Source organism: Streptomyces halobius, assembly GCF_023277745.1.
Classification (GTDB): Bacteria; Actinomycetota; Actinomycetes; order Streptomycetales; family Streptomycetaceae; genus Streptomyces; species Streptomyces halobius.
The window spans coordinates 2,668,378-2,693,708 of the sequence record NZ_CP086322.1 but is presented as its reverse complement, the minus strand read 5'-3'; the positions used below and the strand labels follow the sequence as shown (position 1 = coordinate 2,693,708).

The 25,331-nt window shown below is 68.3% G+C and carries 24 protein-coding genes and 3 pseudogenes; 11 read left to right on the top strand and 16 right to left on the bottom strand.

Annotation, left to right across the window (positions count from 1 at the left end; all coding sequences use genetic code 11):
- Window positions 1-41: 41 nt before the first annotated feature.
- Entirely contained in the window at window positions 42-875 is an 834-nt protein-coding gene (locus tag K9S39_RS12455; RefSeq protein ID WP_248863407.1) for a helix-turn-helix domain-containing protein, read from the bottom strand.
- Window positions 869-1,732 (bottom strand): alpha/beta fold hydrolase, encoded by an 864-nt coding sequence (locus K9S39_RS12450; protein WP_248863406.1) that lies wholly within the window; start codon window positions 1,730-1,732, stop codon window positions 869-871. The genes K9S39_RS12455 and K9S39_RS12450 overlap by 7 nt, the downstream gene beginning before the upstream one ends.
- A gap of 482 nt (window positions 1,733-2,214) precedes the next feature.
- Between K9S39_RS12450 and K9S39_RS12445 the strand changes: the two genes are divergently transcribed.
- Entirely contained in the window at window positions 2,215-2,355 is a 141-nt protein-coding gene (locus K9S39_RS12445) for a hypothetical protein (protein WP_248863405.1), read from the top strand.
- Between the two features lie 55 nt (window positions 2,356-2,410).
- Here the strand turns inward: K9S39_RS12445 and K9S39_RS12440 are convergent, their stop codons facing one another.
- Window positions 2,411-3,187, bottom strand: coding sequence for a peptidyl-tRNA hydrolase (locus K9S39_RS12440; protein ID WP_248863404.1), 777 nt, complete (start codon window positions 3,185-3,187; stop codon window positions 2,411-2,413).
- A gap of 187 nt (window positions 3,188-3,374) precedes the next feature.
- On the opposite strand from K9S39_RS12440, the gene K9S39_RS12435 reads away from it, so the two are divergent.
- From K9S39_RS12435 to K9S39_RS12425, 3 genes are all read left to right on the top strand, one after another.
- Window positions 3,375-4,052, top strand: a complete 678-nt coding sequence (locus K9S39_RS12435; RefSeq protein WP_248863403.1) for an AIM24 family protein — start codon at window positions 3,375-3,377, stop codon at window positions 4,050-4,052.
- A 63-nt stretch (window positions 4,053-4,115) separates the two neighbouring features.
- Window positions 4,116-5,108 carry an ATP-binding cassette domain-containing protein gene (locus K9S39_RS12430; protein WP_248863402.1) on the top strand — a complete coding sequence of 331 codons (993 nt, stop codon included), beginning with the start codon at window positions 4,116-4,118 and terminating at the stop codon, window positions 5,106-5,108.
- Entirely contained in the window at window positions 5,105-5,773 is a 669-nt protein-coding gene (locus K9S39_RS12425) for an ABC transporter (protein ID WP_248863401.1), read from the top strand. Before K9S39_RS12430 ends, K9S39_RS12425 begins: the two co-directional genes overlap by 4 nt.
- Window positions 5,774-6,272: 499 nt before the next feature.
- On the opposite strand, the gene K9S39_RS12420 is transcribed toward K9S39_RS12425, so the two are convergent.
- Together K9S39_RS12420 and zapE are read right to left on the bottom strand one after the other, a co-directional pair.
- Window positions 6,273-7,637 carry an alkaline phosphatase PhoX gene (locus K9S39_RS12420; protein WP_248863400.1) on the bottom strand — a complete coding sequence of 455 codons (1,365 nt, stop codon included), beginning with the start codon at window positions 7,635-7,637 and terminating at the stop codon, window positions 6,273-6,275.
- 223 nt (window positions 7,638-7,860) lie between these two features.
- A complete protein-coding gene (gene zapE / locus K9S39_RS12415) occupies window positions 7,861-8,979 on the bottom strand; it encodes a cell division protein ZapE (RefSeq protein ID WP_248863399.1) in 1,119 nt (372 codons plus the stop codon).
- Between the two features lie 67 nt (window positions 8,980-9,046).
- On the opposite strand from zapE, the gene K9S39_RS12410 reads away from it, so the two are divergent.
- Both K9S39_RS12410 and K9S39_RS12405 read left to right on the top strand, forming a co-directional pair.
- Entirely contained in the window at window positions 9,047-9,868 is an 822-nt protein-coding gene (locus tag K9S39_RS12410; RefSeq protein WP_248863398.1) for a pyrimidine reductase family protein, read from the top strand.
- A 157-nt stretch (window positions 9,869-10,025) separates the two neighbouring features.
- Window positions 10,026-10,505 (top strand): indole-3-glycerol phosphate synthase, encoded by a 480-nt coding sequence (locus K9S39_RS12405; protein ID WP_248863397.1) that lies wholly within the window; start codon window positions 10,026-10,028, stop codon window positions 10,503-10,505.
- A gap of 744 nt (window positions 10,506-11,249) precedes the next feature.
- On the opposite strand, the gene K9S39_RS12400 is transcribed toward K9S39_RS12405, so the two are convergent.
- From K9S39_RS12400 to K9S39_RS12390, 3 genes and pseudogenes are all read right to left on the bottom strand, one after another.
- Complete coding sequence (locus tag K9S39_RS12400) at window positions 11,250-11,744, bottom strand: DUF1269 domain-containing protein (RefSeq protein WP_248863396.1); 495 nt, start codon at window positions 11,742-11,744, stop codon at window positions 11,250-11,252.
- A 622-nt stretch (window positions 11,745-12,366) separates the two neighbouring features.
- The gene (locus tag K9S39_RS12395) at window positions 12,367-13,884 is read right to left on the bottom strand and encodes an MFS transporter (protein WP_248868709.1); all 1,518 of its coding nucleotides are present in this window, start codon (window positions 13,882-13,884) and stop codon (window positions 12,367-12,369) included.
- 255 nt (window positions 13,885-14,139) lie between these two features.
- Window positions 14,140-14,721 (bottom strand): annotated as a pseudogene (locus K9S39_RS12390) (YgjP-like metallopeptidase domain-containing protein); the annotation flags it as partial.
- A gap of 67 nt (window positions 14,722-14,788) precedes the next feature.
- Here K9S39_RS12390 and K9S39_RS12385 point away from each other — a divergent pair.
- Window positions 14,789-15,067 carry a hypothetical protein gene (locus K9S39_RS12385; RefSeq protein ID WP_248863395.1) on the top strand — a complete coding sequence of 93 codons (279 nt, stop codon included), beginning with the start codon at window positions 14,789-14,791 and terminating at the stop codon, window positions 15,065-15,067.
- 39 nt (window positions 15,068-15,106) lie between these two features.
- On the opposite strand, the gene K9S39_RS12380 is transcribed toward K9S39_RS12385, so the two are convergent.
- From K9S39_RS12380 to K9S39_RS12355, 6 genes and pseudogenes are all read right to left on the bottom strand, one after another.
- Window positions 15,107-15,418 carry an integrase core domain-containing protein gene (locus K9S39_RS12380; RefSeq protein ID WP_406707915.1) on the bottom strand — a complete coding sequence of 104 codons (312 nt, stop codon included), beginning with the start codon at window positions 15,416-15,418 and terminating at the stop codon, window positions 15,107-15,109.
- Window positions 15,399-15,914 (bottom strand): annotated as a pseudogene (locus K9S39_RS12375) (IS30 family transposase); the annotation flags it as partial. The gene K9S39_RS12380 and the pseudogene K9S39_RS12375, both read right to left, overlap by 20 nt.
- Before the next feature lie 73 nt (window positions 15,915-15,987).
- Window positions 15,988-17,790 carry a group II intron reverse transcriptase/maturase gene (gene ltrA, locus K9S39_RS12370; protein WP_248861358.1) on the bottom strand — a complete coding sequence of 601 codons (1,803 nt, stop codon included), beginning with the start codon at window positions 17,788-17,790 and terminating at the stop codon, window positions 15,988-15,990.
- Between the two features lie 680 nt (window positions 17,791-18,470).
- Window positions 18,471-19,349: pseudogene (locus K9S39_RS12365) on the bottom strand (transposase); the annotation flags it as partial.
- Window positions 19,231-19,995: an IS3 family transposase gene (locus tag K9S39_RS12360; RefSeq protein ID WP_248863394.1), complete on the bottom strand. Its 765-nt coding sequence runs from the start codon at window positions 19,993-19,995 to the stop codon at window positions 19,231-19,233. The gene K9S39_RS12360 and the pseudogene K9S39_RS12365, both read right to left, overlap by 119 nt.
- Complete coding sequence (locus K9S39_RS12355; protein WP_067343150.1) at window positions 19,992-20,282, bottom strand: transposase; 291 nt, start codon at window positions 20,280-20,282, stop codon at window positions 19,992-19,994. Before K9S39_RS12355 ends, K9S39_RS12360 begins: the two co-directional genes overlap by 4 nt.
- Before the next feature lie 79 nt (window positions 20,283-20,361).
- Between K9S39_RS12355 and K9S39_RS12350 the strand changes: the two genes are divergently transcribed.
- On the top strand, window positions 20,362-21,120 hold the full coding sequence (locus K9S39_RS12350) for a helix-turn-helix transcriptional regulator (RefSeq protein ID WP_248863393.1): 759 nt from the start codon (window positions 20,362-20,364) through the stop codon (window positions 21,118-21,120).
- On the opposite strand, the gene K9S39_RS12345 is transcribed toward K9S39_RS12350, so the two are convergent.
- Together K9S39_RS12345 and K9S39_RS12340 are read right to left on the bottom strand one after the other, a co-directional pair.
- A complete protein-coding gene (locus K9S39_RS12345) occupies window positions 21,042-21,923 on the bottom strand; it encodes an MBL fold metallo-hydrolase (protein WP_248863392.1) in 882 nt (293 codons plus the stop codon). The two genes, K9S39_RS12350 and K9S39_RS12345, sit on opposite strands and share 79 nt — an antisense overlap.
- A 164-nt stretch (window positions 21,924-22,087) precedes the next feature.
- The gene (locus K9S39_RS12340) at window positions 22,088-22,879 is read right to left on the bottom strand and encodes a recombinase family protein (RefSeq protein WP_283113470.1); all 792 of its coding nucleotides are present in this window, start codon (window positions 22,877-22,879) and stop codon (window positions 22,088-22,090) included.
- 728 nt (window positions 22,880-23,607) lie between these two features.
- Between K9S39_RS12340 and K9S39_RS42990 the strand changes: the two genes are divergently transcribed.
- The 3 genes from K9S39_RS42990 to K9S39_RS12325 are packed head-to-tail and all read left to right on the top strand — an operon-like array spanning window position 23,608 to window position 24,975.
- Window positions 23,608-24,069 carry an Arm DNA-binding domain-containing protein gene (locus K9S39_RS42990; RefSeq protein WP_406707914.1) on the top strand — a complete coding sequence of 154 codons (462 nt, stop codon included), beginning with the start codon at window positions 23,608-23,610 and terminating at the stop codon, window positions 24,067-24,069.
- Window positions 24,029-24,718, top strand: a complete 690-nt coding sequence (locus K9S39_RS12330; protein ID WP_248863389.1) for a hypothetical protein — start codon at window positions 24,029-24,031, stop codon at window positions 24,716-24,718. The genes K9S39_RS42990 and K9S39_RS12330 overlap by 41 nt, the downstream gene beginning before the upstream one ends.
- Window positions 24,718-24,975 (top strand): hypothetical protein, encoded by a 258-nt coding sequence (locus K9S39_RS12325; RefSeq protein WP_248863388.1) that lies wholly within the window; start codon window positions 24,718-24,720, stop codon window positions 24,973-24,975. The genes K9S39_RS12330 and K9S39_RS12325 overlap by 1 nt, the downstream gene beginning before the upstream one ends.
- The last annotated feature ends 356 nt before the right edge of the window (window positions 24,976-25,331 follow it).

Here is a 25,331-nt window from a genome sequence, read left to right as displayed (position 1 = left end):
GCGGGCCGGCGATCCTGGGGACTCTCTATGGCCGAGCGCCGTCACCGCTTACGCCGGGAACGCAGCTCCGCAGTGTCTTCCTGCTGCGTTCCGCTCTCACTCCGTGTGGCGCTCACGCGCTCGACCTTGGTCCAGCCGGTCCAGCCTCGCTTCTTCAGCAGCTCGATCAGTCGACGGGCCGGCGGTACGGTGTCGAACGCCAGGGTGTCCATGAGTTTGGCCAGCGGTGGCTCGATGTCGGCATCATCGATGTAGTCCTCGCCCCGCTCGCCGGCCATCTGCGTGAGGTAGGCGGCCAGCTTGTCGGCCAGCTCGCTCAGCTGTGGGTCGTCGTCGGTCCGGTCGAGAGCCTGGCTCAGGGTGAGGTAGAAGTCGATGGGCTGCGGGTCGGCGATCTGCTCCCGCTTGCGTGCTATCCACTCCGGGACTCGCTCGGGTGCGTGCGCGGCAAGCGGGATCCAGCCGTCGCGTTCAGCCTGCACGATCCGCTCGTCGACCCCGAGCGCCCGCAGCCGGTCGAGGAACTCGACCACCTCCTCAGGCAGTGCCAGGTTGTCCCCCGCGGCAAGGCGGGCGATCCGCCCGCGGTGCCGCTGTAGCTCACGGATTTCCGCTCGCAGCCGCTTGTCGATGTCTGCGACCGCCGCGGCGAACTCTTTCCCGTCGGCTTGGAGCAGCTCCCGCACGCGCGCCAGCGGGACCCCGGCCTCGGCGAGGGTCCGGATCTTGATCAGCTGGACCACAGCGGCGGCGTCGTACCTGCGATATCCGGAGCGGTCCCGCTCCGGCTCCGGCAGAAGGCTCTTGGCGTGATAGTGCCTCACCGCACGCACCGTCACGCCGGCGTACGACGCCAGCTCGCCGATGCTCAGCATCGGACCAGTCTTCCAAGGTCGGGCCGAGAATTCGGCCTGGCTGGTCCTTGGGCGCTCCGGATAATCTGCGTGATTTCCGGGGCATGGGTGAAGACCAGCCGGTGATCGGCGTCGAGCCACGACGTGGAGGTGTGCGGCCGCTCGCGGACGAGCTGCTCTATGCCGGCACGCCAGAGGTGGTTGTGCCGTGGCGCGCGCCCTTCGGTGCTGTCACCGGCGACCGAGGCCGACATGATCATGCTGATCGGGTGGTCGATCTTCCGGTACCGGTCGAGGATTGCGGACCGAACCACATCCATTTCGAGGTTCAGGTCGTGGATGTCCTGTGCGGTGAGCAACACCTGACGTGCGGTGCCCTTGGACCGCTCAGCCTCCGTCGCCAGGTCGTCCGCCATTTCGCGGAATTCCGCCAGGTCAGCATCGGTGATGAACGGCGCGGGCAGCGGGTTCGCCCCATCGATGAGGACCAGCTCGGCGACGTCGTCAGGATGCTCGGAGGCGTAGTGCACGGCCAGGTCCGCCCCCAGCGAGTAGCCCACGAGAACGGGCGCCGAAGGCAGGTCGAGCTCTGCCAGCACGACGACAAGATCGCTCAGAAATGCTCCGAAGGAGTACCGGTCGGCGGCCGAGGCGAGGCCATGTCCCCTGAGGTCGAAGGTCACCACGTCGTGGTCACGCCGGAGAAGCCCGGCCAGTTCGTGCAGGTCGGCCTCCGTCGAGTTCAGTCCAGGGCACAGGACCAGTGGCCGTTCCCGGCCACCGCGGGACACCGGGATCGTGACGCCGTCGTGGTGGACCGTGAAGTGCCGCACAGTCCCGTCGCCACTCTCGCTCTGTTCCCCGCCGTCTGTCGGCATGCCGGCAACTGTCCGATGGTGGGTTCCTTGTTCGACTCGGTCGGCCACTGCATGGGCGCTGTACGGCGTGCGCTTTCCAGAGACCTCGCTCGTACTGTTTCTCGTGGTCATGCCCACCATGCTGAGAGGTTGCCCCTGCGTCAGGGTCAACCGTCGCAGCGACGTGTCCTCCGCGGTACTTGACGCAGGTCAAACAAAGCCGTCAGCTCACTGCGGTCGAACCCCGCAGTCCCGTTTACCTGCCAGACGGCCGTCGTACGTGCGGGAGAGGGCAGAAACGATCACCTCCCTTCGACTACCAGAGTGTTCCCGGGGGGATCTCGTTCGAGCCCTTGGATTTGTGGTCTCACCTGCATTATTCCCTGTCTTTCTGGCTGTTGAGGACCCCAGGGGGGTGACGCTGGTGCCTCGGACAGGTACGCGCCCTGAACCCGAGATCTCTCCGCGAGCTTCTTGACGCACAGCGCCGCCAGGGCGCTTTCATGCGGCTCGGAGTCACAGAGACGGTGGAGCTGAGCGCATGCGCCGCGAAGGCCATCTACGCACTCGGCCTTCAACTGCCCCAGCAGGACATCCAGGAAGGAACGGTCCGGGCCGCGCAGTGGGCACGCAGCAACCGCTGAGTGCCGGGAACACACACGCCCCACCGCTCCCGCGTCCGGACGCAGAGCAGCCCGCCTACGGCCGCTGCAGGCGCGAAAGAGAACGGATACGGTCGATCCCTTCCACTGCAAGAGTTACCCCGGGCGCGATCTCCGTGAATCCGGCATCCCGCACCACGGGCAGCCCACTGCGCGTCAGCGCCTCCCATGCCCCCGGCTCCGCGGACCGCACCGCCAGGGGGAACCCCGCCGCTCGCCAGGCCGCCCGCTCCGCCGCGCCCAGCTCCCACCACAGGAGCTGCGCTCCGTGCCCGGCCTGCGCCATCTCCTTGCCGGCCGACATCTCCAGATCGGGGTTGAGCCACAGCACGGCCTCCTGCGATCCGGGCGCGGCGGGCCGCTGCGGATCGGCCAGTTCCGTCCCCGACACCTGCAGCCGCGCCAGCTCCTTCGGCCATCCGTCCAGCGGCACCGGCGGGAAGACCCGTACCTCCGCGCTCTCGCCATGGACCGTGATCCCGGGGAGCGCCTCCGCCCGCCGCCACTCCGCGCCGCGCGCCCGCCGCACCACCTTCCGGATCCGGGCGTCCTGCCAGTCCCGGACCGCCTCGGCCCACTCGCCGTCACCCACCGCCCGCTCGTCCGACAGCAGCACGAGCACCGCCCGCGCCGCCGTCTCCAGAGCGTCCGTACGCGCCGGCGGCGACGCCTTCTCGATCCGCGCGACGAGCGGCAGCACGAACTGCGGGGCGGCGTCCCGGCCGGTCTCCTCGTGGTGGAACGGGCTGCTGCTGCCGCCCGTCCCGCTGGGGTCACTGGGACTGCCGGGGCAGGTGCTCTCGGTGCTGATCACGCGACCAAGTCTGCCAGCCACCACTGACAACCGTTCTCCTTCAGACCTTCTCCGTTTCAGACCTTCTTCGTCAGACTTCTTCGTCAAACGGTCTTCGACGGGCGCCGCCCCCCGGCCTCACCCCAGCCTGTCGCCGGACGCGGCGATTACGGCGGGCCGTTCTCCGTCCCGCCCTAGCATCCTGGCCATGAACAGTGACCTCTTCGCCGCGGAGAACATGGCCAGGTCGGCGACCGCGCCCGGCATGACGCAGCAGAACGCGAAGTCGCTCAAGTACGCCCTGGACGGTGAGTGTTACGCCCGTCAGGGCTCGATGATCGCCTTCCGTGGAGACCTGCAGTTCGAGAAGCAGGGACAAGGAGTCGGCAGGTTTCTCAAGCGCGCCGTCACGGGTGAGGGGCTGGCGCTGATGGCCGTACGGGGCCGGGGCGAGGTGTGGTTCGCCCACGAAGCCGCCAACTGCTTCATCATCGACCTCGCCCAAGGCGACGGCATCACCGTCAACGGCCGCAATGTGCTGTGCTTCGACCCGTCGCTCTCCTACGAGATCACGGTCGTCAAGGGCGCCGGCATGGCCGGCGGCGGGCTGTTCAACTCCGTCTTCAGCGGCCAGGGCAAGCTGGGGGTGATGTGTGAGGGCAACCCCATCGTCATCCCCGTCTCGCCGCAGGCGCCGGTGTTCGTCGACACCGACGCGGTGGTCGGCTGGAGCAGCTCCCTGCAGACCTCCCTGCACCGCTCGCAGAGCGTCGGCTCGATGATCCGCGGCGGTTCCGGAGAGGCCGTCCAACTCCGCCTGGACGGTGAGGGCTTCGTGATCGTACGGCCCAGCGAGCTGCGCCCCGAGAAGGCGTCCGGGAACTGATCCGCCCGCGAAACGTCGGGAAGGTGGGGGGAGCGGGGCAAGCCGGGGGAGGCGCAGGAACGCATGAGACTGGACGGGGTCGGGCGGCGTTACGGGGTGGGCGGGCCCTGGGTGCTGCGGGATGTGCATCTTGAAGTGCCCGCGCGTGCGCTGCTACGCGTCGAGGGGACCAACGGCAGCGGGAAGTCCACCCTGTTGCGCCTCCTCGCCGGGATCGACCGGCCCAGCACCGGACGGATCACCGGCCGCCCGCGCACCGCGTACGTACCCGAGCGGTTCCCGGGCGCACTGCCCTTCACCGCCGTCGGCTACCTCACCCACCTCGGACGGGTCCATGGCCTCCGGGGCCCCGTGGCGGCCCAGCGCGCCACCGAGTGGCTGGAACGCTTCGGAGCGGCCGGGCATGCGCGTACGCCGCTGGTCGAGCTGTCCAAAGGCACCAGCCAGAAGGTCGCGGTCGCCCAGGCGCTGCTCGCCGAGCCCGAACTCCTCGTTCTGGACGAGGCGTGGACCGGCCTGGACCGTGGCGCGCGTGATGTCCTGGACCGGGCGGTCGCCGAGCGGGTCGCGGACGGCGGCACCGTGGTGTTCGTCGACCATGACCCGCGCCGCCTGGAGGGCGCGGCCGACGCGCGCCATCGGGTCGCGGACGGGCGGCTGCTGGCCGGGGAGAGCGGGACGGTCTACGGTGCCGTGGGCCCGGCGGGTCCGCGAGTGATCATCGAGGCCGAGGGGGCACCGGGAGCCGCGCCGGACCAACTGCCGGGCACTGGCCCGGCGCTGCCCGGCGCACCGGACATCGCGGCCGGCCCGGACGGTACGACCCGGCTCACCGTCCCGGCCGTCCATTCCGATGCGCTGCTGCGGGCCCTGCTCACGTCCCGTCCGCCGTGGCACATCCGCTCGGTCATGGCTGCCCCGAGGCCGGACGAGCCCGCTGACCAGCCCGGGAGCCGCGCTTTCGCCCCGGGCCCCGGGACCGCCCCCGACGCGACCCCTCCCTCCATCCCCACTCCTCCCCCTGCCCCCAACTCCGACCAGGGTTACCTCCCGTGATCGCTCTCCTCCGCTATCAGACGGCGCTGCTCGTCGGCTCGCACCGCTGGCTGCCGCCGGTCATCGTCTACGCCGCATGGCTGGCCGTCGGCGTCCAGACGGGCGGGCCCATCCTCGACGGATACGGCTACGCCGCCGCCGGGGTGCTGCCCGTCGCGGTATGGCTCACCCGTATCTGCGTCACCAATGAGCCGCCCGCCGCCCGCAGTTGTGCCGCGGCCGCCGCCGGGCCCGGCAGGGTGCATCTCGCCGGCGTGCTGACCGCGACGAGCGCGTCGGTGTTCCTCGCGCTCCTCGGCACGGCGTTTGTCGCGCTGCTCTCCGACCCGCACTTCTCCAACCACCGCGTAGCCGTCCCGGTCCCCGCCGCGACCGGGGCCGGGCTGCTCACCGCGCTGGCCTGTGTGCTGCTGGGGATCGCGATCGGCGCGCTGTGCAACTGGCCGGTGCTGCGCAGCCCCGGCTCCTCGATACCGGCGGGCCTGCTCGCGGCGCTGCTGCTGCTCGTCCTGGGCGCCTCGCCCGCGAACGCCGCCGTGACGGGGCTGGTCACCGGGTCCGCGAGCGGCACGATCAGCACACCCTGGCTGCCGTTCGCCGCCGCCGTGCTGATCGCGTCCGCCACCGCCGTCGCCTGTGCGCTGAGCGCTCGCCGCTCCGCGTAGCCGACATGGGTTCGCCTGCGGCGGGCCTGAGCCCCACTTTGTGGCTGTCCCGCCGTAACGCTTGCTGCGGGGCTGTGGTCCGCTGCGCGGGGCTGTTCGGCAGCGGCGCCGGACCTCCGGACTCCGTCCTCCCGACTCCGTCCTCCCGACTCCGTCCTGCGGACCGGCACCTCCCGAGGGAGGTGGGAGTAGACGGTGGGGTGCACGTAGCCGGTCGTGTGCGCCCTGTGGTCGCGATCACAGACATATGACAGACCACATGTGCCCCACCGGCCCTTTTCCCCCACCGTCGGGAGGATGGGGGTACCTCCCATGCCCTTCAGGCTATGGGGGAGGGCCGCAGGACGGAGTCCGGAGGTCCGTCACCGCACCCGAAAAACCCACGCCCGCCGCCGCAGGCGGACCCTCACGGCGGGGAAGCCGACAACGCGGGGCGCAGGCCCGCCGCGGGCGCCCCCCCACGGTCGGACGGCCGAACACGGCGAGCAACCCAGTCGGCTTAAACAAACGACCCCATCACCGCGAACGTAGTCCCCGGCTCATAGCAGTTGACATACATGGTCCGGTGGTCGGGCGAGAACGTCACGCCCGCGAACTCTCCCCATTTCGGCTTCTCCGGGGTGCCGATGTTCTGCCGGCCGCGCGCCATCGCGTAGACCTTGCCGCGCCGGGTCAGCCCGTACACATGTTGGGCGCCGTCGCCGTCCTCGCAGACCATCAGGCCGCCGCTGGGTGCGAGGCAGATGTTGTCGGGGGACTCTCCGGGGAGCTGCAGGTCGCTGTCCGGTCCGAAGACGACGACCTGGGTGAGGCGGCGCCGCTTCGGGTCGTACCTCCACACCTGGCCGTAGTGGTCGGCCGCCGAACCGTCCTTGCGGTGCGCGAAGCTGGCGACGAAGTAGACGCAGGAGCCGCCCCAGTAGCAGCCCTCCAGCTTCTGGGCGTGGGTGATGCCCCCGGGGCCGAAGTCCTGGAAGCGGATGGGGGTGCGGCGTGCGAGCGGGTCGGGGACGTCGACCCAGGTGACGTGGTCGAAGGTGGTGCCCGGCTGCTGGACGGTGGACAGGTCGGGCACGCCGGGGACGCGCAGCGCCTGGAGGCGGCCACCGGCCCGGAGCGAACCCCGGCCGCCCAGCGGCTTGTTGGGCAGAAAGCGGTAGAAGAGCCCGAACGGCTTCTCGAAGGCGTCCTCGGTCTCGTAGACGGTGCCGGTCCTGGGGTCCACGGCGATCGCCTCGTGCTGGAAGCGGCCCATCGCGGTCAGCGGCACGGCGCCGGTGCGGCGCGGGTCGTACGGATCGACCTCGAAGATGAAGCCGTGGTCCTTGGTGTAGTTCTCGTCACCGGCCCGGAACTCGGTCTCCTCGCAGGTCAGCCAGGTGTTCCAGGGAGTGGGGCCGCCCGCGCAGTTGGTGGAGGTGCCGGCGATGGCGACACGTTCGGAGCGGACGCCGTTGCCCGCGTCGAGTTCCAGGGCCGTACAGCCGCCCTCGCCGCCGGGGTCGTAGGTCAGGCCGCGGACGGTGGGGACGGCGGAGCGGGACGCCGTACGGTTCTCGTGGTTGCGTACGAGGTGCCTGCGGCCGCCCTTCCCGGGGAAGGCGGCCATCCCGTCGCAGTTGCTGGGGACATTGCCCTCGCCGGAGGGCAGCGGGTCGCCCTCCCGGGAGAGGACCTTGTAGCGGAAGCCCTTGGGGAGGTCGAGCAGACCGTCGGGGTCCGGGATCAGCGGGCCGTAGCCGCCCTGTCCCATGGTCCGGGCGGTCGCGGTCCCCGCGAAGATCTCCGAGAGGCTGCCGGCGAAGGTGATCCCCGCGCCCAGCGCACCGGTTCTGGCCAGGATCTGACGTCGTGTCGCAGTCATGGGAAACTCCCTGTTGGCGGACAGGTGACGTGACCGCATGTGTGTATCACGCACCCCGGCCGCCGGGAACCATCCGCGAAGCGCCGTCCTCCAGATGCCGTGGCCACGGAACCGGGGGGCGCCGTAACCGGGGGCGACGGTTCCACCCCGCTCCAGCTGCCGGCCCTGCACCGCTCACAGCTGTCGGCCCCGCCCCGCCCGGCCCCGCTCCGGCTGCCGGTCCCTACCCCGCTACCAGCGCCCCCGCGTCGCGTGCCAGCGCCGTCAGACGGGAGATGGCCCGGAAGTACTTCTTGCGGTAGCCGCCGCGCAGCATCTCGTCGCTGAACAGCTCGTCGAAGGGCTTGCCGGAGGCCAGCACCGGTACCTCACGGTCGTAGAGCCGGTCCGCGAGGACCACCAGGCGCAGCGCGGTGGACTGGTCGGGCACCGCCTGGACGTCGGTGAGGCACACGGCCTGGATGCCGTCGCACATCGCGCCGTACCGGCTGGGGTGCACCTTGGACAGATGCTCCAGGAGGGAGGGGAAGTCGTCGAGGGAAGCGCCGGGGGTGCGGTACGCGGTACGGGTGACGGTCGCGTCGTCGTACGGGGCGGGCGCCTCGGGCAGGCCGCGGTGGCGGTAGTCCTCGCCGTCGATGCGCAGGGGCCGGAAGTGGGCGCTCAGCCCCTGGATCTCGCGGAGGAAGTCGGCGGCCGCGAACCGGCCCTCACCGAGCTTGCCGGGCAGGGTGTTGGAGGTGGCGGCCAGCGCCACCCCGTTGTCCACCAGCTTGCCGAGCAGTGTGGAGACCAGGACCGTGTCGCCGGGATCGTCCAGTTCGAACTCGTCGATGCACAGCAGACGGTGGCCGCTGAGGGTGCGTACGGTCTGCTGGAAGCCGAGGGCGCCGACGAGGTTGGTCAGCTCGACGAAGGTGCCGAACGCCTTGTGCTCGGCCGGGGCGGGGGTGGCGTGCCACAGGGAGGCGAGGAGATGGGTCTTGCCGACGCCGTAGCCGCCGTCCAGGTAGACACCGCGCGGGCCCTTGGGGGCCGTGCTCTTCTTGGCGCTCTTGCCGAACCAGCGCCGCTTGCCCGCACGTGTCCCGCCGTCGATGCTCGCCGCGAAGGCGCTCAGGACGTCGACGGCCTCGCCTTGGCTGGCCTGCTGCGGGTCCGGGATGTAGGTGTCGAAGCGGGCGCCCTGGAAGCGCGGCGGCGGCACCATCTCGGCGACCAGATGCTCGGCCGGGACGTGCGGGGCGCGTGCGGTGAGCGCGGCGGGGGCCGCGTCGCTCCCGTCGGCCGGCTCTCCGGCTATCGGGGCGGGCGGCGGGGACGAGGACTGGGAAGGTGACACAGCCGTCCAGCCTAGTCGCTGGAGGAGACCGAGTGGTCCGGGCAGCGAGCCATGTCACACTGCCGCCATGCGACGCCTGTTCCCCCTTCCCGCCCCGTCCGTGCCCGCCCCCGACGCCGGGCGCCCCGTAGCGGTCCCCGACTCCGTGGAGCGTGAGTGGACGCTGGACGAGCTGGCCGATGCCTATGCGTATCCGGAGGCGGACGATCCGGTGCGGGCGGGCCGGCCGGGGTGGCTGCGCGCGAACATGGTCTCGTCCGTGGACGGCGCGGCCCATCACGAGGGCCGCTCGCAGCCGCTCTCCAGCGCCGCCGATATGCGGATCTTCGGCGTGCTGCGGGCCCTCGCGGACGCGGTGGTGGTCGGCGCGGAAACGGTCCGGCAGGAGGGGTACCGGCCGGCCCGCGCCCGGGAGGCGTTCGCCGCCCGCCGGGCCGCCGCCGGGCAGCGGCCGGCCCCCGCCATCGCCGTGGTGACGGCCGGTCTGGGGCTGGATTTCACCCTGCCGCTGTTCACCGGGCCGCTGGTCCCGACGCTCGTCCTGACCGGCGCGGGCGCCCCCGCCGACCGGGTGCGCGAGGCCCGTGCGGCAGGTGTGGAGGTGCTGTTCGCGGGCGAGGGCCTGGGCGTCGATCCGGAGCGGGTGGCCGGGGCGCTCGCGGGACGGGGGCTCACCCGGCTGCTCACCGAGGGCGGGCCGAGGCTGCTGGGGCAGTTCGCGGCGGCCGGGACGCTGGACGAGATGTGTCTGTCGCTGGCTCCGGTCGTTGCCGTCGGTGACGCTCCGCGGATCATGAACGGTCCGGCGGTCCCGGTTCCCGAACGCTTCTCGCTGGTCTCCGTGCTGGAGGAGGCCGGGTTTCTGTTCACCCGCTACCGTCGGTCGTGAATATCAACGGAATTACCCGTTCCGCTTAGCTTCCGTTGGGCACACTTAAGGCCAACAGGCCCCGTGTGGCGACGGGGCAGGATGGTTTCTGTGGGCGCCGTTGCCATGCGGTGCCCGGAAGAGGAGAAGGGCGCCCGTCGTGTTCACGAGCGTATTGATGATCGAGAAGCCCCTGACGCCCGCCGACGTGGAGTTTGTGAGCTCGCTGCACGGCGACGACCCGACCTCCTTCGTCGTCCTCATGCAGCCGCGCGGCAAGCAGGACATCCTGCTGCGGGCGATCGACGACGTCGCGCTCGGCGAGTTCGACGACGCGGTACGCGAGGGCGCGGAGACGGCGGGCGCGCAGGCCGAACTCCCCGCCGAACGCGCCCTCTCGCACACCCTCGACGCGCTGCGCGCCAGGGGGGCCGAGGCCATCGGGCAGGTCGTCGAGAAGCACCCCATCGACCTGCTGAAGTCCGTCGTCGAGCAGACCAAGGCGGACGAGGTGATCGTGCTGACCACCCCGCACTTCGTCGAGGAGTTCTTTCACCGCGACTGGGCCTCCCGCGCCCGCCACAAGGTCGGCGTGCCGGTCCTCAAGCTGTTCTCGCACACGGCCGACGACCAGTCGCAGGACTCCGGCGAGAGCTGAGCCGGTCCCACGGGGGCACCGGCCGGTGGCGACGAGTCCCCCGAACGGCGTACCGGGGGCGCACTGGCTCGCGGCAACCTGGGATGGCCGCGGGCGAGGGCTCGTTTGGTCCGGTTGGCGTCCACGCTGCACGGCGGCACCCACCTCCATGCTCACGTAAAGTAACGGGCGCTACTGAAAGTAGCGTCCCGTGATCGAAGACCGCCGAGCTGTGGGACTCCGATATCCAGGTGTGGAGAACAAGGGGGTAGCGGCGGCTGTTGCCGAGTGCCGGCAGGCTGGTCATCTCGGCGAAGGCCGCCGTTGAGCATTCGGGGATTCGGCACTCTTGCAAAGCAGATGTCGGCGGTTCAAATCCGTCTGTGCCCACCGCGCTGACCAGCGCAAACGCAGAAAATGCCCTTCTGGAGCACGCTCCGGAAGGGCATTTTTGGTCTCCGGGGGACAGGCGGGGGACAAGGTGCTGGGCAGCGTCCCGCCGGAGTCCGCAGGGCGAGGCGTTCGACTCGCCGGACCTGATCCATGGGCCCTCGCTAGGCCGCGGTGACACTCCGTTTGACTGGTCACACATGCAGCCGGTAACGGGTGCGCACAGCCTGTGCCGGCAGGAGACAGAGATCCATACGCGGACCAGGGCTTTCGCAGACCTGCGACTACTGCTCCGCGTTGGCGATTCTGGCCTTACGGCCTCGGAAGGATCATGCACTGGGCTGTGGGGCCCCAGCGGCATTCGCGCTAGCTCAGCTAGCGTCTCTCCGTGATCGCCTCCTCCACCTCCTTGCGGATCTCCTGCGCGGGATACCGCGCCACCGTCCCGTAAGAGGCGAGCAGCCCGTCCACATACGCCGAATCGCCCTCGACGATCTCGGCGACCAGCACCGTGCTACCCGGTGGCACCTCCGCCGCCAGCATCTCTAGTGCCGCATTCGCCGCCGTCGTTTCGCGCGCGTCATGGGCCCCGCCCACAAGCCCGCCCGCGCCGAAGCCGATCATGACGCCGAGCGGGCCGCCGAGAATGCCAAGGAGCCCGCCGATCAGCCCGCCGACGGCGAAGGCACGGGCGGTGCCGGTGTTGTCGACGGCATCGGGGAAGTCGAGGGCGCCGTCGGCGTCGCGCGCGACGACTGCCCCCTCGCGCAGCTTCACCTCGCCGTCGACGTGCGCCTGCCGCAGCGCATCGAGCGCACGGTGGCCGGCCTGTGGGCCGTCGACGTTCAGGAAGAGGACGTTGTCGTTCATGACTTCCACTGTTGGGGCCGTCAGCCCTTACCGCACCCCGGCGGGGCCTATCCCAGCGAGCCGGTCAGGCCAAGAGTCGCCTGCGCTCCCCTGTATGGTGATCAGCCACGCCATCTGGGGATCTGAGCTACATCATTGCCGGGGTTTGTGGCCTGGTGGCGGCCGGTTTCTGCGGCTGGGCCGGTCCGCTGTGTGCGCCCCCGAAGAGGCCCGGCCGCGCGGTGGACGGCGTGTGACCGCTGAGTGCGTAAGGGGATCGGTCGACTTGCAGCCGGGGTGGCCGCTGGCATTGCGTCATCCTGAAGCTCGCCGCCAGTCCGCCAACTGCCAGAAGCCGGGGCGCCAGTAGGTGCGACTCGTTCCAGCGACCCGACGTCTGGCGGATCATGAGACCCGTCCGACAGGCCTAAGGCCGCTCGTGCTGCTGCGGTTCTCGATTGCGGCTGCGCCCTCCAAACGCCAAAAAGCATGAACAGGACATAGGCGATCAGAGCGAAGCCGTCATACAAGTCGGGGAAGTACTGCCGCAGCAGACCGTTGTCTCCTGCGTCTTTGGCTTTCCGGCCGGTCCGCTGCGCTTGCATCCGCCGCGTCTTTGGCCGCCCCACGGCGAGGGGAAAAACTACCCCGGCTCCCCCGGGTCCAGCGGCGGCGCGCTCGCCCCGCAGTGGTACGTGCACTCCGGGTGGCACGGCTCCTCGGCTCCGGGCTTCGCAGCGCGCAGTACATCGGGGCGTACCGTCAGCCAGGCGATCACGGCGCCGACGAGCAGCACGGCCGCACACAGCGGCATCGCACGGCGGAACGTCGCGGCGAACTCGTCGGCCGAGCGGTACGCGTCCGGGCCCATGCCCGCCAGCAGCGGGAGCGCGGCCACCGCCAACAGGCCAGCGGCCCGCGCGGCCGCGTTGTTGATGCCGCTGGCCAGGCCCGCCCGGTCCACATCCACCGAAGCCAGCACGGTCGACGTGAGTGGCGCGACGAGCGTCACCATCCCCGCGCCGAGCACCACCAGCGCGGGCAGCACATCGGCGGGATACGACGCGTCCACGCCCACCCGCATCATCAGCAGCATGCCGGCGGCACTCAACACAGGTCCGACGGTCAGCGGGATCCGCGGCCCGATGCGCTGGCTCAGCTCCCCGGAGCGGGCGGACAGCAGCAGCATCAGCACGGTCGTGGGCAGCAGTGCCGTACCGGCCTCCAATGCCGAATAGCCCGCCACGACCTGGAGCTGGAGCACGGAGAGGAAGAAGAAGCCGCTGAATGCCGCATAGACGCACAGCGTCACCGCATTGACGGCCGTGAACTGCCGGATCGCAAAGATCGCTGGCGGCAGCATCGGATCCGCCCGCCGCCGCTCGACGTGTACGAAGACCGCGCCGAGCAGCAGCCCGGTCACCGCCGGAACGATCACGCTCGGCGCGGCGCCCCGGTCCGGCGCGGCGATCAGCGCATAGGTCACCCCGGCCAGCGCCAGCGCCCCCAACACCGCGCCCGGTACGTCGAAGCCGCGGCGCCCAGCCGCCTTGCTCTCCCGGGTCTCGGGTACGTACCGCAACGCCACCGGGACGCACGCCGCCGCCAGCGGCACGTTCAGGAAGAACACCCAGCGCCAGCCCGGGCCGTCCACCAGCCAGCCGCCGACGAACGGTCCGACCGCCGCGGCCACCCCGCCGAGCCCCGACCAGGCGCCGACAGCCCGCGCCCGGTCGTCCGGACGGAACACGGCCTGGATCAGCGCCAGCGAGCCCGGCATGAGCAGCGCCCCGCCGACGCCCTGGAGCGCACGGGCCGCGATCAGCACCCCGGCATGCGGCGCGAGACCGCACAACAGGGAGGCAGCCGCGAACCAGACCACGCCGATCACGAATATCCGGCGTCGGCCGTAGCGGTCGCCGAGCGCGCCGCCCAGCAGGATCAGCGAGGCGAGGGTGAGCATGTAGGCGGTGACGGTCCACTGGAGGACTGCCAGATCCGCGTCCAGGTCGGTGCCGATCCTCGGCAGGGCGACATTGACGACGGTGCTGTCCAGCATCGCCATGCCCGAGCCCAGCACCGCCGTCGCCAGCACCCAGCGCCCCTGCGACGAGGCCAGCCGGACCCCACCGGGGGCCTCGGGCTCAAGCCGTTCGCTCATACGGCGAGCTTGCCCCGTGGCAGGGGCACGTGCACGGCGAAGGCTCCGCACCACCGTGCAGGGCCTGGCTGTATGCCCAGGCATGGCGTCCGGCGGGGGACGTCCGGGGGACACGGGGGACAGGTGGGTTCGCGGTTCGGGGGTGATGGGGTGGCGAGTCGGCCGAGCCAGAGTGCGGAGGGCGTTGTCGAGGTCACCGTTGCTGGCGACGGTGTGAAGGTTGAGGGTGCGGTGGATGAGTTCGCGGAGGAGGGTGGGTGGGAGTTGGGCTGTGGCCCAGTGGAGGGTGAGTCCGCGGTCTGGGTGGTGGCGGGCCCAGGTGGTGCGCATCCGGGTCGAGAAGGTTACGGGTAGGTCCTTGTTTGGGATGTTTGCCGCGATCTGTGACAGGTTGAGTTTCAGCCATTCACGACCGGTTTCGGCATAGAAGTTGATGATGGTTCGCTGTGCTTCATCCAGATTTGGCGTTGTGCTGCGCCGCATGTGGAGCCAGCCGCCGGCCGGAGTGCTCCGCAGCTGGATCAGTGGCTTTTTCTGGTGGCTGTCGGGGACGATTCGCAGGCGGTGCGGTCGGCCGAGAACGTCGAATCCTGCGCCGGGGGTGAGTTCCTTGAGGGGGTCTTCGGGGGCGGTCTTGGCGAGGCGATTGAGTTGCCGGTAGATCCATGAGCGCCGTCGTTTGACGAGGGCGGCGGCGTCTGTGTCGGTCGTGGTGTGCGGGCCGTGGACGATGATGTTGCCGCGCTTGTTGACGGTGACGGCGAGCGTGGCCCTGTTGCTGGTGCGAATGGTGACGTCGATGGAGCCGACACGTATGGTGCGGTCGGTGGAGGGCATGTTCGTGCGTCCTTGATGCAGGGAGGCGGGGCGGCCGGCATGCGGTCCGGCCGCCCTGGTGAGGCTAGTGCTGGTCGCAGACCCAGGTCTGCGGGATGCCGTGGACGGGGAGGTCGAGGACGCGTCGGCCGGTGCGCGTGCAGAGTTGGCAGGTGAGGTCGAAGGCGCGCAGCATGCGCAGGGGCCGTATCTGCTCGTCGTTGCGCAGCGTGATTGGCGCTTCCTGGTCTTCGAGGGTGAGGAGCCACAGCGGCTGAAGGTGGCGTCGCCTGGTGAGGATGGTCAGGGGGCTGCCGTCGCCGACGAGGGTGAAGGTGTCGCCTTCTCGCAGGGCGGCGGCGTGTGAGGGGCCATGCGTTTCTCGGACAGCGTCCTTGAGGGTTTCCTATGCTGCTTGGGACTCTTCGTACTCGGCTTGGACTTCCGCAGGAGTCCTGTAGCCGAGCCGGGAATGAAGACGTCTTCGATTGTAGAACATCTCGATGTAGCGGACGATCGCCCGGTGGGCATGTGCCCGTGTCGGGAAGGCAGTTCGGTGAACGAGTTCGTTCTTGAGGGCGCCGAAAAATGATTCGGCCATTGCATTATCCCAGCAGACTCCGGTGCGGCCAACCGATGCCCGCAGGCCCAAAGTGTGGAGTTTGCTCCGGAGTTCTCTCGAAGTGTACTGCTCAGGTTCAAGGGGTCGTTGCAACACCGCTGTTCTGTAGCGAGAGTAGGTGATCGTTGAGGGCTTCTGCGGGAGTTCGCCAGCCGAGTGTTTTCCGTGGGCGGGAGTTGAGGGCGGAAGCGACGGCGTCGAGGTCGCCGCGCGTGTGCCGGGCCAGGTCGGTGCCCTTGGGAAAGTACTGCCGGAGCAGGCCGTTGGTGTTTTCGTTGGTGCCGCGCTGCCACGGGCTGTGGGGATCGGCGAAGTAGATCTCCAGGCCGGTATCGACGCGGAGTTGGGCGTGCTGGGCCATCTCCGCACCCTGGTCCCAGGTCAGCGACTTGCGGAGCTGTTCGGGCAAGGTCGTGATCGTCATGCCCACGGCGTCACGCACGGCCTCTGCTCCGTGCCCGGCCAGTGCCGGGCCGTTCTTGATGCGGGGCCCGCCGTGTCCGGGCATGGGCGGAAGGTGTAGCAGCATCGTGAACCGGGTAGTGCGCTCGACCAGGGTGCCGATCGCGGAGCTGTTCAGGCCGATAATGAGTCGGGTAGCGGGGACGCATTACTGCGTCCCCGCCCCCTCAGAACCGTGCAAGCAGCTATTCGCCGCACACGGCTCAAGCAAGCCCCAAAGGCTGGCTGGCAGGAGAAGGTGCTGGACTTGTCATTGCGGCGGCTCCATTCCGCCGTTGACAATGAGTGTGGAGGAGACGGATTCGTTGACCGTCCGGCGTGCTCTCGTCTGGAAACGCGATGTATTGCTTGGAGATCGCCTTCCGGATGACGACCCGCCACGCTTCCCATTCTCGTGGGCTTTGTGGCGAGTGGTCGGCGTGCAGCAGGAGCCTTCCGCAGATCGGGCAACGGCCGTGCTGTGCCTGTAGTAGGCGTACGGTCATGGCGTCGACTGGTAGAGGGGTGCCCTTGCGGCGCCGCTGAGCCCAATAGGATTCCAGGGTGGGATCGTCCGGGGACGCCTTTCCCTTGACCAGCTGGTGCCGGACTATCTTCGTCCAGGAGAACTTGAGGAGGTAAGCGCCGCTGTCGCGGTCGCCGAACACCCATCGGTCCTTCCTGGTCCTGTTGAACCGGCCGAAGTACTTGTCGGATATCCAGTGCTTCGGCTTGTTCGGGTGGCTGTGTTTGGCCCACTTGTAAGCGAGCTTCCACATGTGATTGTCCAGCGCCGTGAAGATCTCGCTGGACACCACCGTCCGGTAGTAGGCCGACCAACCCCGCACGATCGGGTTGATCTTCTTGAGTATTGCACCGGCGTTTGCCCCTCGCAGGGCCAACATTTCGGTGCTGAGCCGTTCCCGGATCCGTCGCTGAGCCGCTTTGCTCGGTTTGATTAGCAGTTTGCCGTGATAGCGGCGGACGTTGAATCCCAGGAAGTCGAACCCGCTCTCCGCATGGACGATTCGTGTCTTGTCCTCGTGGAAGGCGAGTCCCCTGGGCGTCAGCCAGGCAGCCAGCCGCTCTTTGACCTGTTCAGCCTGTTCACGGCTTGTGCACATCGCGACAAAATCATCTGCGTACCGCACCAGCACAGGGCTGCCGCTTTGTGCACTCCCGGCATCTCTGCCGGTGGTGTAGTAGCGGACCCCTGCGGCTTCCTCCATTCCATGCAGGGCCACGTTGAAGAGCAATGGGCTGATCACCCCACCCTGCGGAGTTCCCTCCTCGGTCGGGGCGAACCGACCGCGATCCACGATCCCGGCCTTCAGCCACTGCCGGACCAATCCCCGGGCGGGGAAGGTGCCGAGTGCGGCCATGAGCCGGGCGTGGTCGATGCGATCGAACGCCGCCGTCAGGTCCGCGTCGAGTACCCACGCCCGCTGCGGGTTCTTCCCGTTGAGCGTGGAGTAGATGGCCCCGATCGCGTCGTGACAGCCGCGGCCGGGCCGAAAGCCATACGACTTCGGCTCGAACCGCGCTTCCCACTCGGGCTCCAATGCTCCCAGTGCCACAGCTTGCAGGCACCGGTCGACAATCACGGGAATCCCGAGTCCGCGCTTCTTCATGGTTCCCGGTTTGGGGATGAACACCCTTTTGACGGGTTTGGGAATCCACGGTCGGGCGCGGTGCTGGACCCAGTGGGCCAATGCGGCCTTGGACTGGGACATCAACACGACCTTTCCGTCGACTCCCGCCGTCGCGCGTCCAGCGTTGATCTCCGTTACCCGTCGCACACTCAGGAGTGTGTTCGAGCGAGACCGGAGCATCAGCTTCTGCAAATTGCGGACTTTCTTCAAGTCCCCTGCCTGCGATGCCGTGAAGATCCTCTGCCGCAGACGCCGTACGTCTTCCTCGACCCGCCGCCAGTCAATCGACGCCCAGTCCAAGTCTTCGCCCTCGGGTCCGTTCACCGGCACAGAGGCAGCCGGAAGGGCCGGGGCCGATCCGTCCACTATCTGCATGGTGTCCAACTTGCCCCTCGGTTCCGTCGTCTTTATCCAGTGATTCTGCACAGGCTCACCCGGCCCACGTCAGCACCCTTTCGGGTCCGGGCAGTGCGCCCGTATCCGGACGGTTATGCGAGGCGTCCGGCGGAGAGGCCGGTCATGATGCACCGCTTTCCCGTTTCCTTTCGGCTTCCGGCGTTGGCTTGTTGGGCCGTCCTGTTCCCGCTGGGGAGTTGAGCCTTCCTCGCGGTCGGCTGACCGAGCCAAAGAGGCCCGGACCGCAACGGGGTTTCCACGTTCCACACGAATGAGATACGACCGGGGTGGGTGCTCCCTTTACCCCGAGGCGGCGGTGTCCACCTGGCCGGAGTGACCTCTACCGGCCAGCGCCTGCCGCTTCTCAACGGCTAGCCATGCACCCCACTCACGCATTCCATCGGCGGGGCTTGGGATCACGAGGCATCATCGGGAGTTCATTTGCTTCACCCGTCCGGTCTTCCCCTTGCCGGTAACTCCCGGATGGAACGGAAGTCCTTGGGCTTTCCCCTGAGCTTCGCACCAGGCCGTTGCCGGCATCGCACGTCAAGGGCGGGGACGGGTCATACAGACACGGACCCGTGACTGCACCTACGGTTTCATCAACCGCCTCTCCAATCGGTCAGTCCACTCAAATTCGTGCGGCATCGTGTCGCACGGTCGCCTTCCCAGTGTCCGGGCACCGCCCGGTCCTCAGCCTCGGCAGGCCGCTGACTGATCTTGACCTCCTCGGTGACGAACTTCTTGCCACGGCCGCGGGCGCGGGCCCGGGGAACACGCAGGGCCCGGCCGGTGCGCAGACAGGCCACCAACTCGCGGCGCAGACCACCACGTCCCTGGATGTAGAGGGCCTGGTAGATCGCCTCGTGTGGGATGCGCATCGACTCATCATGGGGGAAGTCGGCCGGTAGTCTGCGGGCGATCTGCTCCGGGCTCCAGGAGGTCGCCCAGCGCCGGTCCTGCCGACGGCCGTGCCGTCGCCCGATCCAGCGCGTCTGCGGACCTGGGATCTCGCTGCCGTCCGCCGCGCTGACCGCGCCGGCAAGCCGGTCCTGTACGTACTGCTGGAGCCGCGCGTTGTTGGCGAGCTTGGACGTCTTGGGCCGGCGGGCCTGCCGGTCGGCATGCCACTGCGCGACCGAGGCCCGGTAGTCCAGACGACCGCCGCGCGTCGCCGCATTACGCCGTAGCTCCCGCGAGATCGTCGACGGCGAACGGCCGGTCCGGCGAGCGATCTCCCTGACCCCGCACTCCTTCGCCCGTAGCAGTGCGATCTCCTCGCGCTCGGAGCATGACAGGTAACGTCCCGACGGTGGATCGAGGCTGATCGGCGGCATGCCGCCACCCTCACGAAACCACCTCGGCCCCAACGGCTGCGACACGCCACACGCGACCGCCGCGTCCTCACTGGACAGCCCCTCAGCGATCTTCCGCCAGAACCGCTGCTTCTCCGCACGCCGGTTGACCGGGGGACGTCCCGGCGACCGCAGCGGAGGACGACCGGCCTGAATCGCCGCACGCGCTCTTCCTTGCGCCACAACACGCTCCTCCACCATGGAGGTGTTGCGACGACCGATTGAATCCGCCCTGGCTCCCTCTGTCGCTATGAAATATGCAGCCGTCGGCGAGGTCGATGTTCCGGGGCGCCATGTCGAGCGCATCCGTAACAAGAGCGGTCTTCATGTGGTCAGCCATCGCCCAGCCGACCACGGCCTTAGTGTGGCAGTCGATGACGGTAGCGAGGTAGAGAAATCCCGCCCAGGTGTGAATGTAGGTGATGTCGCTGACCAGTTTCTGCCCGGGTTCACCGGCGGTGAAGTCACGGCCCATCAGGTCGGGTACCCGCGGCGCCGCCTCGTCAGCGATCGTGGTGATCCGCCACGGCCTTGGCTGGCACGGAACCAGCCCCAGGTCGCGCATCAGCGCACGGACCAGCTCCGGGCCGGCCTGCACGTTCATCCTCTGGAGCGCCGCGTGGACGCGCCGGTATCCATAGGTCTCACCCGAGTCGGTAAAGATCTGGCGGATGACGGCCTTGAGCTCCTCGCGGCGCTGGGCGGTGGCCGAAGACGGCCGCGACCGCCAGTGGTAGAAACCCGATCTGGACACTTGCGCCCAGGCACACATCTGCTGCACGGGGTAGTTGCCGGACTCGCCGTCAATGAACTCGTACTTCTCCGTCACCGGTATTCCTGGGCGAAGAAGGCCGCCGCTTTTCCCAGGAACTCGGTCTTCATCCGAAGCTCCCGGTTCTCCCTCTCCAATTCCCGTAGGCGGGCGCGTTCGCTGATGTTCAGCGGAGGTTCCTCGCCGGCATGCTCCTGGCGGTACCGGCTGACCCAGGTGCCGAGAGTTCCCTCGTTCACCTGTATCTCCCGCGCGACCTCGGCGATCGGCCGTGACTCCACGACCACCATCTTGACCGCCTCGTCTCTGAACTCAGGACTGAATTTCCTACGCTTCTGTGCCACGTGCTCTCTCCGTCGTTCCGGACTTCGATCCTATGAGGACCACTGTCCGAGAACTTCGGGGCGGCTCAAACTAGCCGGCGTGACCGAGGGCTGGTACGGCAAGCTGGAGCGCGGCAAGCTCGACCACGTCGGCGACGAGTTCCTGGAAAGTATCGTCCGCGTCCTCGACCTCAACGACGCTCAGCGAGCCCACCTGTTCCTCGAAGCCAACAAGTGCGAGCCGCCGCCGCGCCCCCGCCCGGACGCCCGCACCATCGACCCTGTGGTGTCGGCGATCATCCACCAACTGCCCTGGCCGGCATACACCTTCGACCAACGGTGGGACATCCGCGTCTTCAACAAAGCCGCGGCCCGGGACTACCCGTGGATGCTCCACGGCATCAACGTCATGATCTGGGCCCTGACCTACCGCGAGGCCAGGCTGCAGCTGAGCGACTGGGAAGAGAAATGGGCCAAGCCCATGGCCTCACAGCTGCGCATCGCCCACAAGGCCAACCCGGACGACGCGCGGCTCAACGAAGTCTGCGACGAGATCAAGCAGCGCGACGAAGTTGCCCGCAGGATCCTCGTAGACGACGTCACCACGGTCATCCATCCCGACGGTGACCGGCGCCGCCTGTTCCTGCCGCACAGGGACGAGGAAGTCGAGGTCGAGTTTCAGCTTCGGCCGGATGAGCAACAAGACCCGTCTCATGGTGGTGATGCCCGGCGAGATCCGTCAGGACATCAAGGACGCCATGCTGGCTGCATAAGCGAAGGTCACACATACAAAGCCGCCATGCCTTCCACCATGGCCCAAGTGCCCGACGGAACCCCAGGCACCCCGGCTTCCGCGTAAGCGGCCGCGGCCTGGGTGAACAGCCTCTCCGGATGCGCCCAGGCGCCGGCGTGGCTCGCTTTGACCAGGCGAGCCGCGTCGGCCAGCGGCACCCCACGCTGTGCGTACGCGCCCGCGGTCTCGGCCACGCCAGTGAGCTGATCCTGGATGGCGATGACCCCGGCACGATCGAGCAGCGGTCCGTGCCCCGGCACGAACACCTCGGCCCCAGTGTCCAACAGCATCTGGCAGGCCCGGATACAGCCGCTGAGCGATCCTGACCACACCACCATGTGAGCACCGGAGAACAGCGCGTCCCCGGCGAACACCACCCCCTCGTCCGGCACATGAACGGCGACATCTCCCGCGCTGTGCCCGGCACCCAGATCAAGCAGTTCCACCAGCGTGCCGCCGACCTTGATTTCCTCACGCCCCTCGAACGTGCGGGTGGGGGCCATCACCGTGATGCCGGTGAAGTCGAAGTGTGCGAAGTGCTCGGCCACATAGGCCGATGCCTCGTCTGCCCCGTCCGAGCGTGCGAGCAGCGTGAGCTGGTCGGGGCCCATCTCGTGGCAGCCGCTTGCGGCGCTTGCCGCCGAGGTGATGATCTCGGCCTGCGGCAGAAGCTGGTTACCCCATGTGTGATCACGGTTTTGGTGCGTGGAGACCACCGCGCCGACGTCATCGAGGGGACGTATCTCCTCGACGGCGGCAAGGAGTTCCCGCGTGGCCTTCAGGGTGAACTGCGTGTCCACCAAGAGGGCCTGGCCCTGGGAGGCGATGAGGCCGCTGTTGCTGAAGCCCCAGTCGGTGCGGTCGTGCATCCACGCCCACGTCGCCTCGGACAGAGAGCAAAGGGCAGGCTGATCAGGTATCGCAATGCGCATGGTCACGGTGCTCTTCAGACGGCCGGCTGCCGCCAGTCGATAAGGACACGCTTCTCCGGAGCCTGACTGCCCTCGGCGCGCCCGACTCGTACGCGCTCGATCTACAGCAGCACAAGGCCCCGTTTCGACGCGTACGGGGACGTACGCCACCAGGCCACCAAGTCGTGCACATCACCGATTGGCAGGTCGGTCATCTGCTCCAGGTGCTTCAGCCGGAGCTTGGAGACCCGCAGGTCTTCCTTGCTGGCCTTCTGCGCGGCGACGAACGCGGCCTTCACCATCAGCCCACGACCGTACAACTCGCCAATCCCGGCGAACCGTTCGTCAGCACCCTCGATGTGCCTTTTGAGGCAGGTGATCTCCGCCTCGATGTCACATTCCAACTTCTCAAGCCGCGCGCGTGCCCCCGGCTTCAGCAGCTCGGCAAGGACATGCTCGGCCACGAAGTCTTCGAGCCTGTCGGCGTTGATACGGGTCTTGCCACAGCCATCACACTTGTAGGACGGCGGCGCCTCGGCGTGAGCGCGGCTGCCCACCATGGCCTCTGTGCACTCGTCGCACACTGCGCACCCGCCGGTGAGCAGGTACTCGTACGCATCACGGGACTCGCCGCGCTTCTCGCTGCGCTCGGCGAAGAGCTTCTGCAGGCGACGGAAGACGTCAGGCTCCAAAACCCGCTCCTCCCAGCCCTCGATCGGCTCGCCATTCTCGTCCAGACCTGCCAGCCGCGGATTGGTGAGGAGCCGGTGCAACACCTCGCGGCGAAACGCATTGCCGCGCGGCGTCAGCATCCCCTTGCCGGTCAGCCATCGCGTCGCATCGGCTTCCGAGCCACCGTCGAACACCAGCGTGACGGCCTCTCGCAGTAGGGGGGCCTCCTCAGGGTGTGCCACCCCTGCACGCACGTAGCCCGACAACCGTCCCACGCAGCTGACTCCGATCAATGATTCGCACCTGCGACCGCTGACGACGACTTCACGTTAGGGCCGCTTAGACCTGGCATAGGCCAATGTACTTGGGATGCCCGCCGGGTCATCTCCTAACGCTCTTCTCGCCATGCGAGAAAGGCTCATTTCCGCAGGTCACCGCAGTCAGAGCCACGCAACCGCGAACCGGACTGTGGTTGAGGTCATTGCAACCACTCGTGCGTGAACCGCGCCAATGAAGCCGAGGCTCCCATCGTCTTTGACCTGCAAAATCAAGGCGACCCGCCGCCCTGTAGGGCAGCGGGTCGCGTGCTAAATGGGCTGCGACGCATCACAGCGGCATGGCTGTACCCCCAAAACCTCCCAAAGGGAAGTCGTCACGACTTTACTCGTCTGCCCCAGAGAGATCGTCCGCGCGGGGAACGCCTCGCTCTTGATCAACTCGTACGCCTTGTCCGCACCGATCCGGAAAGCCCGAGCGGCGGTCTGCACGCTCACCACCGGAGGTAGCGACAACAGCTCCTCCATGGTCATCGGGCCGCGAGGCTCAGTGGCAGATGAAGATGAGGACAAAGGTGGTCACATCCCTCTTCCCCGCGCCACCTGACCGGAAGCATACGGCGCCCAAGGAAGCGTCACCTTCGCTACAGAAATATCAGGGCACGTAAGGACAACCCAGCTCGCCAAGGGACCTCGTGGCCTTCGACGGAAGTACCTACCGACGGTGCAAGTGCACCGAGACCAAGGTGGATGAATCAGGGCAGCCTGTACTCGATGCCGCCGGCAAACCCAAGCTGCGCGAACTCGGCTCCGCATGCCCCGAACTGAGCAAGCGTGGCCATGGCTCCTGGTACTACTACGTCAAACTCCCCGACGGCCCCCGAGGCGAGCGCCGACGCCCCCGCAAAGGCGGCTTCCTCACCCAGAAGAAAGCCGAAGAGGCCGCCCACAAGATCTGGGACGAAGCCCACGCAGGCATCGATATCGACTCCAAGGAGACCGTCGCCGCCTTCCTGCGCCGCTGGATAGCCAAACGCGGACCTCAAGATCGGCACCCGCGACGACTACCAGGCCGACATCGAGAAGGTCTTCATCCCCGCCCTCGGACACCTCGCGATGCGAGAACTGCGCACCGAGTCCATCCAGGCGATGTTTGAAGACATCTGGGCGTTCAACGAAGTCAAGAAGGCCAACCGGATCGCCGCCGAACAGGCAAAGGCAGCGTGCGAGGCCGCCCACCAGGCATGGAAGAACGCTCCTACGCCGCGGCCACCCGAGCTGCGCCACACTTGGAACCTCGCCAAGATCGCCCGCAAGGAGGCACTGGCCAAGCCCCGCAAGGACACAGGGTCCGGACGCCAGAAGAAACTCCTCAACACCCTCTCAGGCGCACTCAAGGACGCCGTCAAGCAGAAACTGATCACCGAGAACTGGTGCGACAACGTCGTCATCCCCAAGTACGAGAAGCCCGACCCGCTCGTGTGGATCGACGAGCGCGTTACCCGATGGCGCGAAACCGGCGAGGTCCCTGGCCCTGTCATGGTGTGGACCCCCCAACTCACCGGCAAATTCCTGGACGCCGCAGTTGACCGCCGCCTCTACCCCGCCTTCCACCTCATGGTCTTCCGCGCCCCACGCCGAGGAGAAGTCACCGGCCTCCCCTGGGCGGAGATCGACATGACCCTCGGCACCGCCAACATCGCGGAGACCCGGTCACCAACTACCAGCACAAGGCCCGCTCAGACACGACCAAGAGCCGGGCGAGCAAGCGAACAATCACCCTCGACAGCGCGACCTTCGCGCTGATGTCCGCCTGGCGCGACATCCAAAAGGAAGAGAAAGCCGCATGGCAGGCCAAGCACCGCAAGAACCCTCAGAAATACGGACCCTACGTCGACTCCGGCTACGTGTTCACCATGCCCGATGGCCGCCCTTGGCACCCCGACACCGTTTCCCAGGCGTTCAGCCGACTCATCACACGGCTCGGCCTGCCCCCCCATCCGCCTGCACGACCTGCGACACTGCGCAGCGTCCCTCAGGCCTCGCCGCCGGCCTCTCCATGAAGGCCATCCAGGCCCTCCTGGTCCACGCCAGCTACTCCCTGACCGCCGACACGTACACCAGCCTCATGCCGCAATTCGCGAAAGCCGAAGCGGACGCCACCGTCGCTATGGTCCCGCGGCGCACCGCGCCTGCGCTGCCGACCGATCCTGACGGCGGCCAGCGACCGGATGCGCCCGCATCTGAGGCATCCTCCAAGCCCCCGCAGCTCAGCCTCGTCCCCCGGTTGGCCCCAGACCAGCCAGTCGCGGCCTGATCCGCCCGAATCCTCCAGGCCCCGCCCCCGCCCGGCTTCATCGTGCGGGCCTGGCTGTTTTCGACAGGGGGCGTAAGGCCACCAGAGCGACGGGCTCGGTCG

Coding starts and splice junctions, on each gene's coding strand:
- K9S39_RS12455 (WP_248863407.1), bottom strand. CDS start 875: ATGCTGAGCATCGGCGAGCTGGCGTCGTACGCCGGCGTGACGGTGCGT.
- K9S39_RS12450 (WP_248863406.1), bottom strand. CDS start 1,732: ATGCCGACAGACGGCGGGGAACAGAGCGAGAGTGGCGACGGGACTGTG.
- K9S39_RS12445 (WP_248863405.1), top strand. CDS start 2,215: ATGCGGCTCGGAGTCACAGAGACGGTGGAGCTGAGCGCATGCGCCGCG.
- K9S39_RS12435 (WP_248863403.1), top strand. CDS start 3,375: ATGAACAGTGACCTCTTCGCCGCGGAGAACATGGCCAGGTCGGCGACC.
- K9S39_RS12430 (WP_248863402.1), top strand. CDS start 4,116: ATGAGACTGGACGGGGTCGGGCGGCGTTACGGGGTGGGCGGGCCCTGG.
- K9S39_RS12420 (WP_248863400.1), bottom strand. CDS start 7,637: ATGACTGCGACACGACGTCAGATCCTGGCCAGAACCGGTGCGCTGGGC.
- K9S39_RS12410 (WP_248863398.1), top strand. CDS start 9,047: ATGCGACGCCTGTTCCCCCTTCCCGCCCCGTCCGTGCCCGCCCCCGAC.
- K9S39_RS12405 (WP_248863397.1), top strand. CDS start 10,026: ATGATCGAGAAGCCCCTGACGCCCGCCGACGTGGAGTTTGTGAGCTCG.
- K9S39_RS12400 (WP_248863396.1), bottom strand. CDS start 11,744: ATGAACGACAACGTCCTCTTCCTGAACGTCGACGGCCCACAGGCCGGC.
- K9S39_RS12395 (WP_248868709.1), bottom strand. CDS start 13,884: ATGAGCGAACGGCTTGAGCCCGAGGCCCCCGGTGGGGTCCGGCTGGCC.
- ltrA (WP_248861358.1), bottom strand. CDS start 17,790: ATGCAGATAGTGGACGGATCGGCCCCGGCCCTTCCGGCTGCCTCTGTG.
- K9S39_RS12345 (WP_248863392.1), bottom strand. CDS start 21,923: ATGCACGACCGCACCGACTGGGGCTTCAGCAACAGCGGCCTCATCGCC.
- K9S39_RS12330 (WP_248863389.1), top strand. CDS start 24,029: ATGCGAGAACTGCGCACCGAGTCCATCCAGGCGATGTTTGAAGACATC.
- K9S39_RS12325 (WP_248863388.1), top strand. CDS start 24,718: ATGTCCGCCTGGCGCGACATCCAAAAGGAAGAGAAAGCCGCATGGCAG.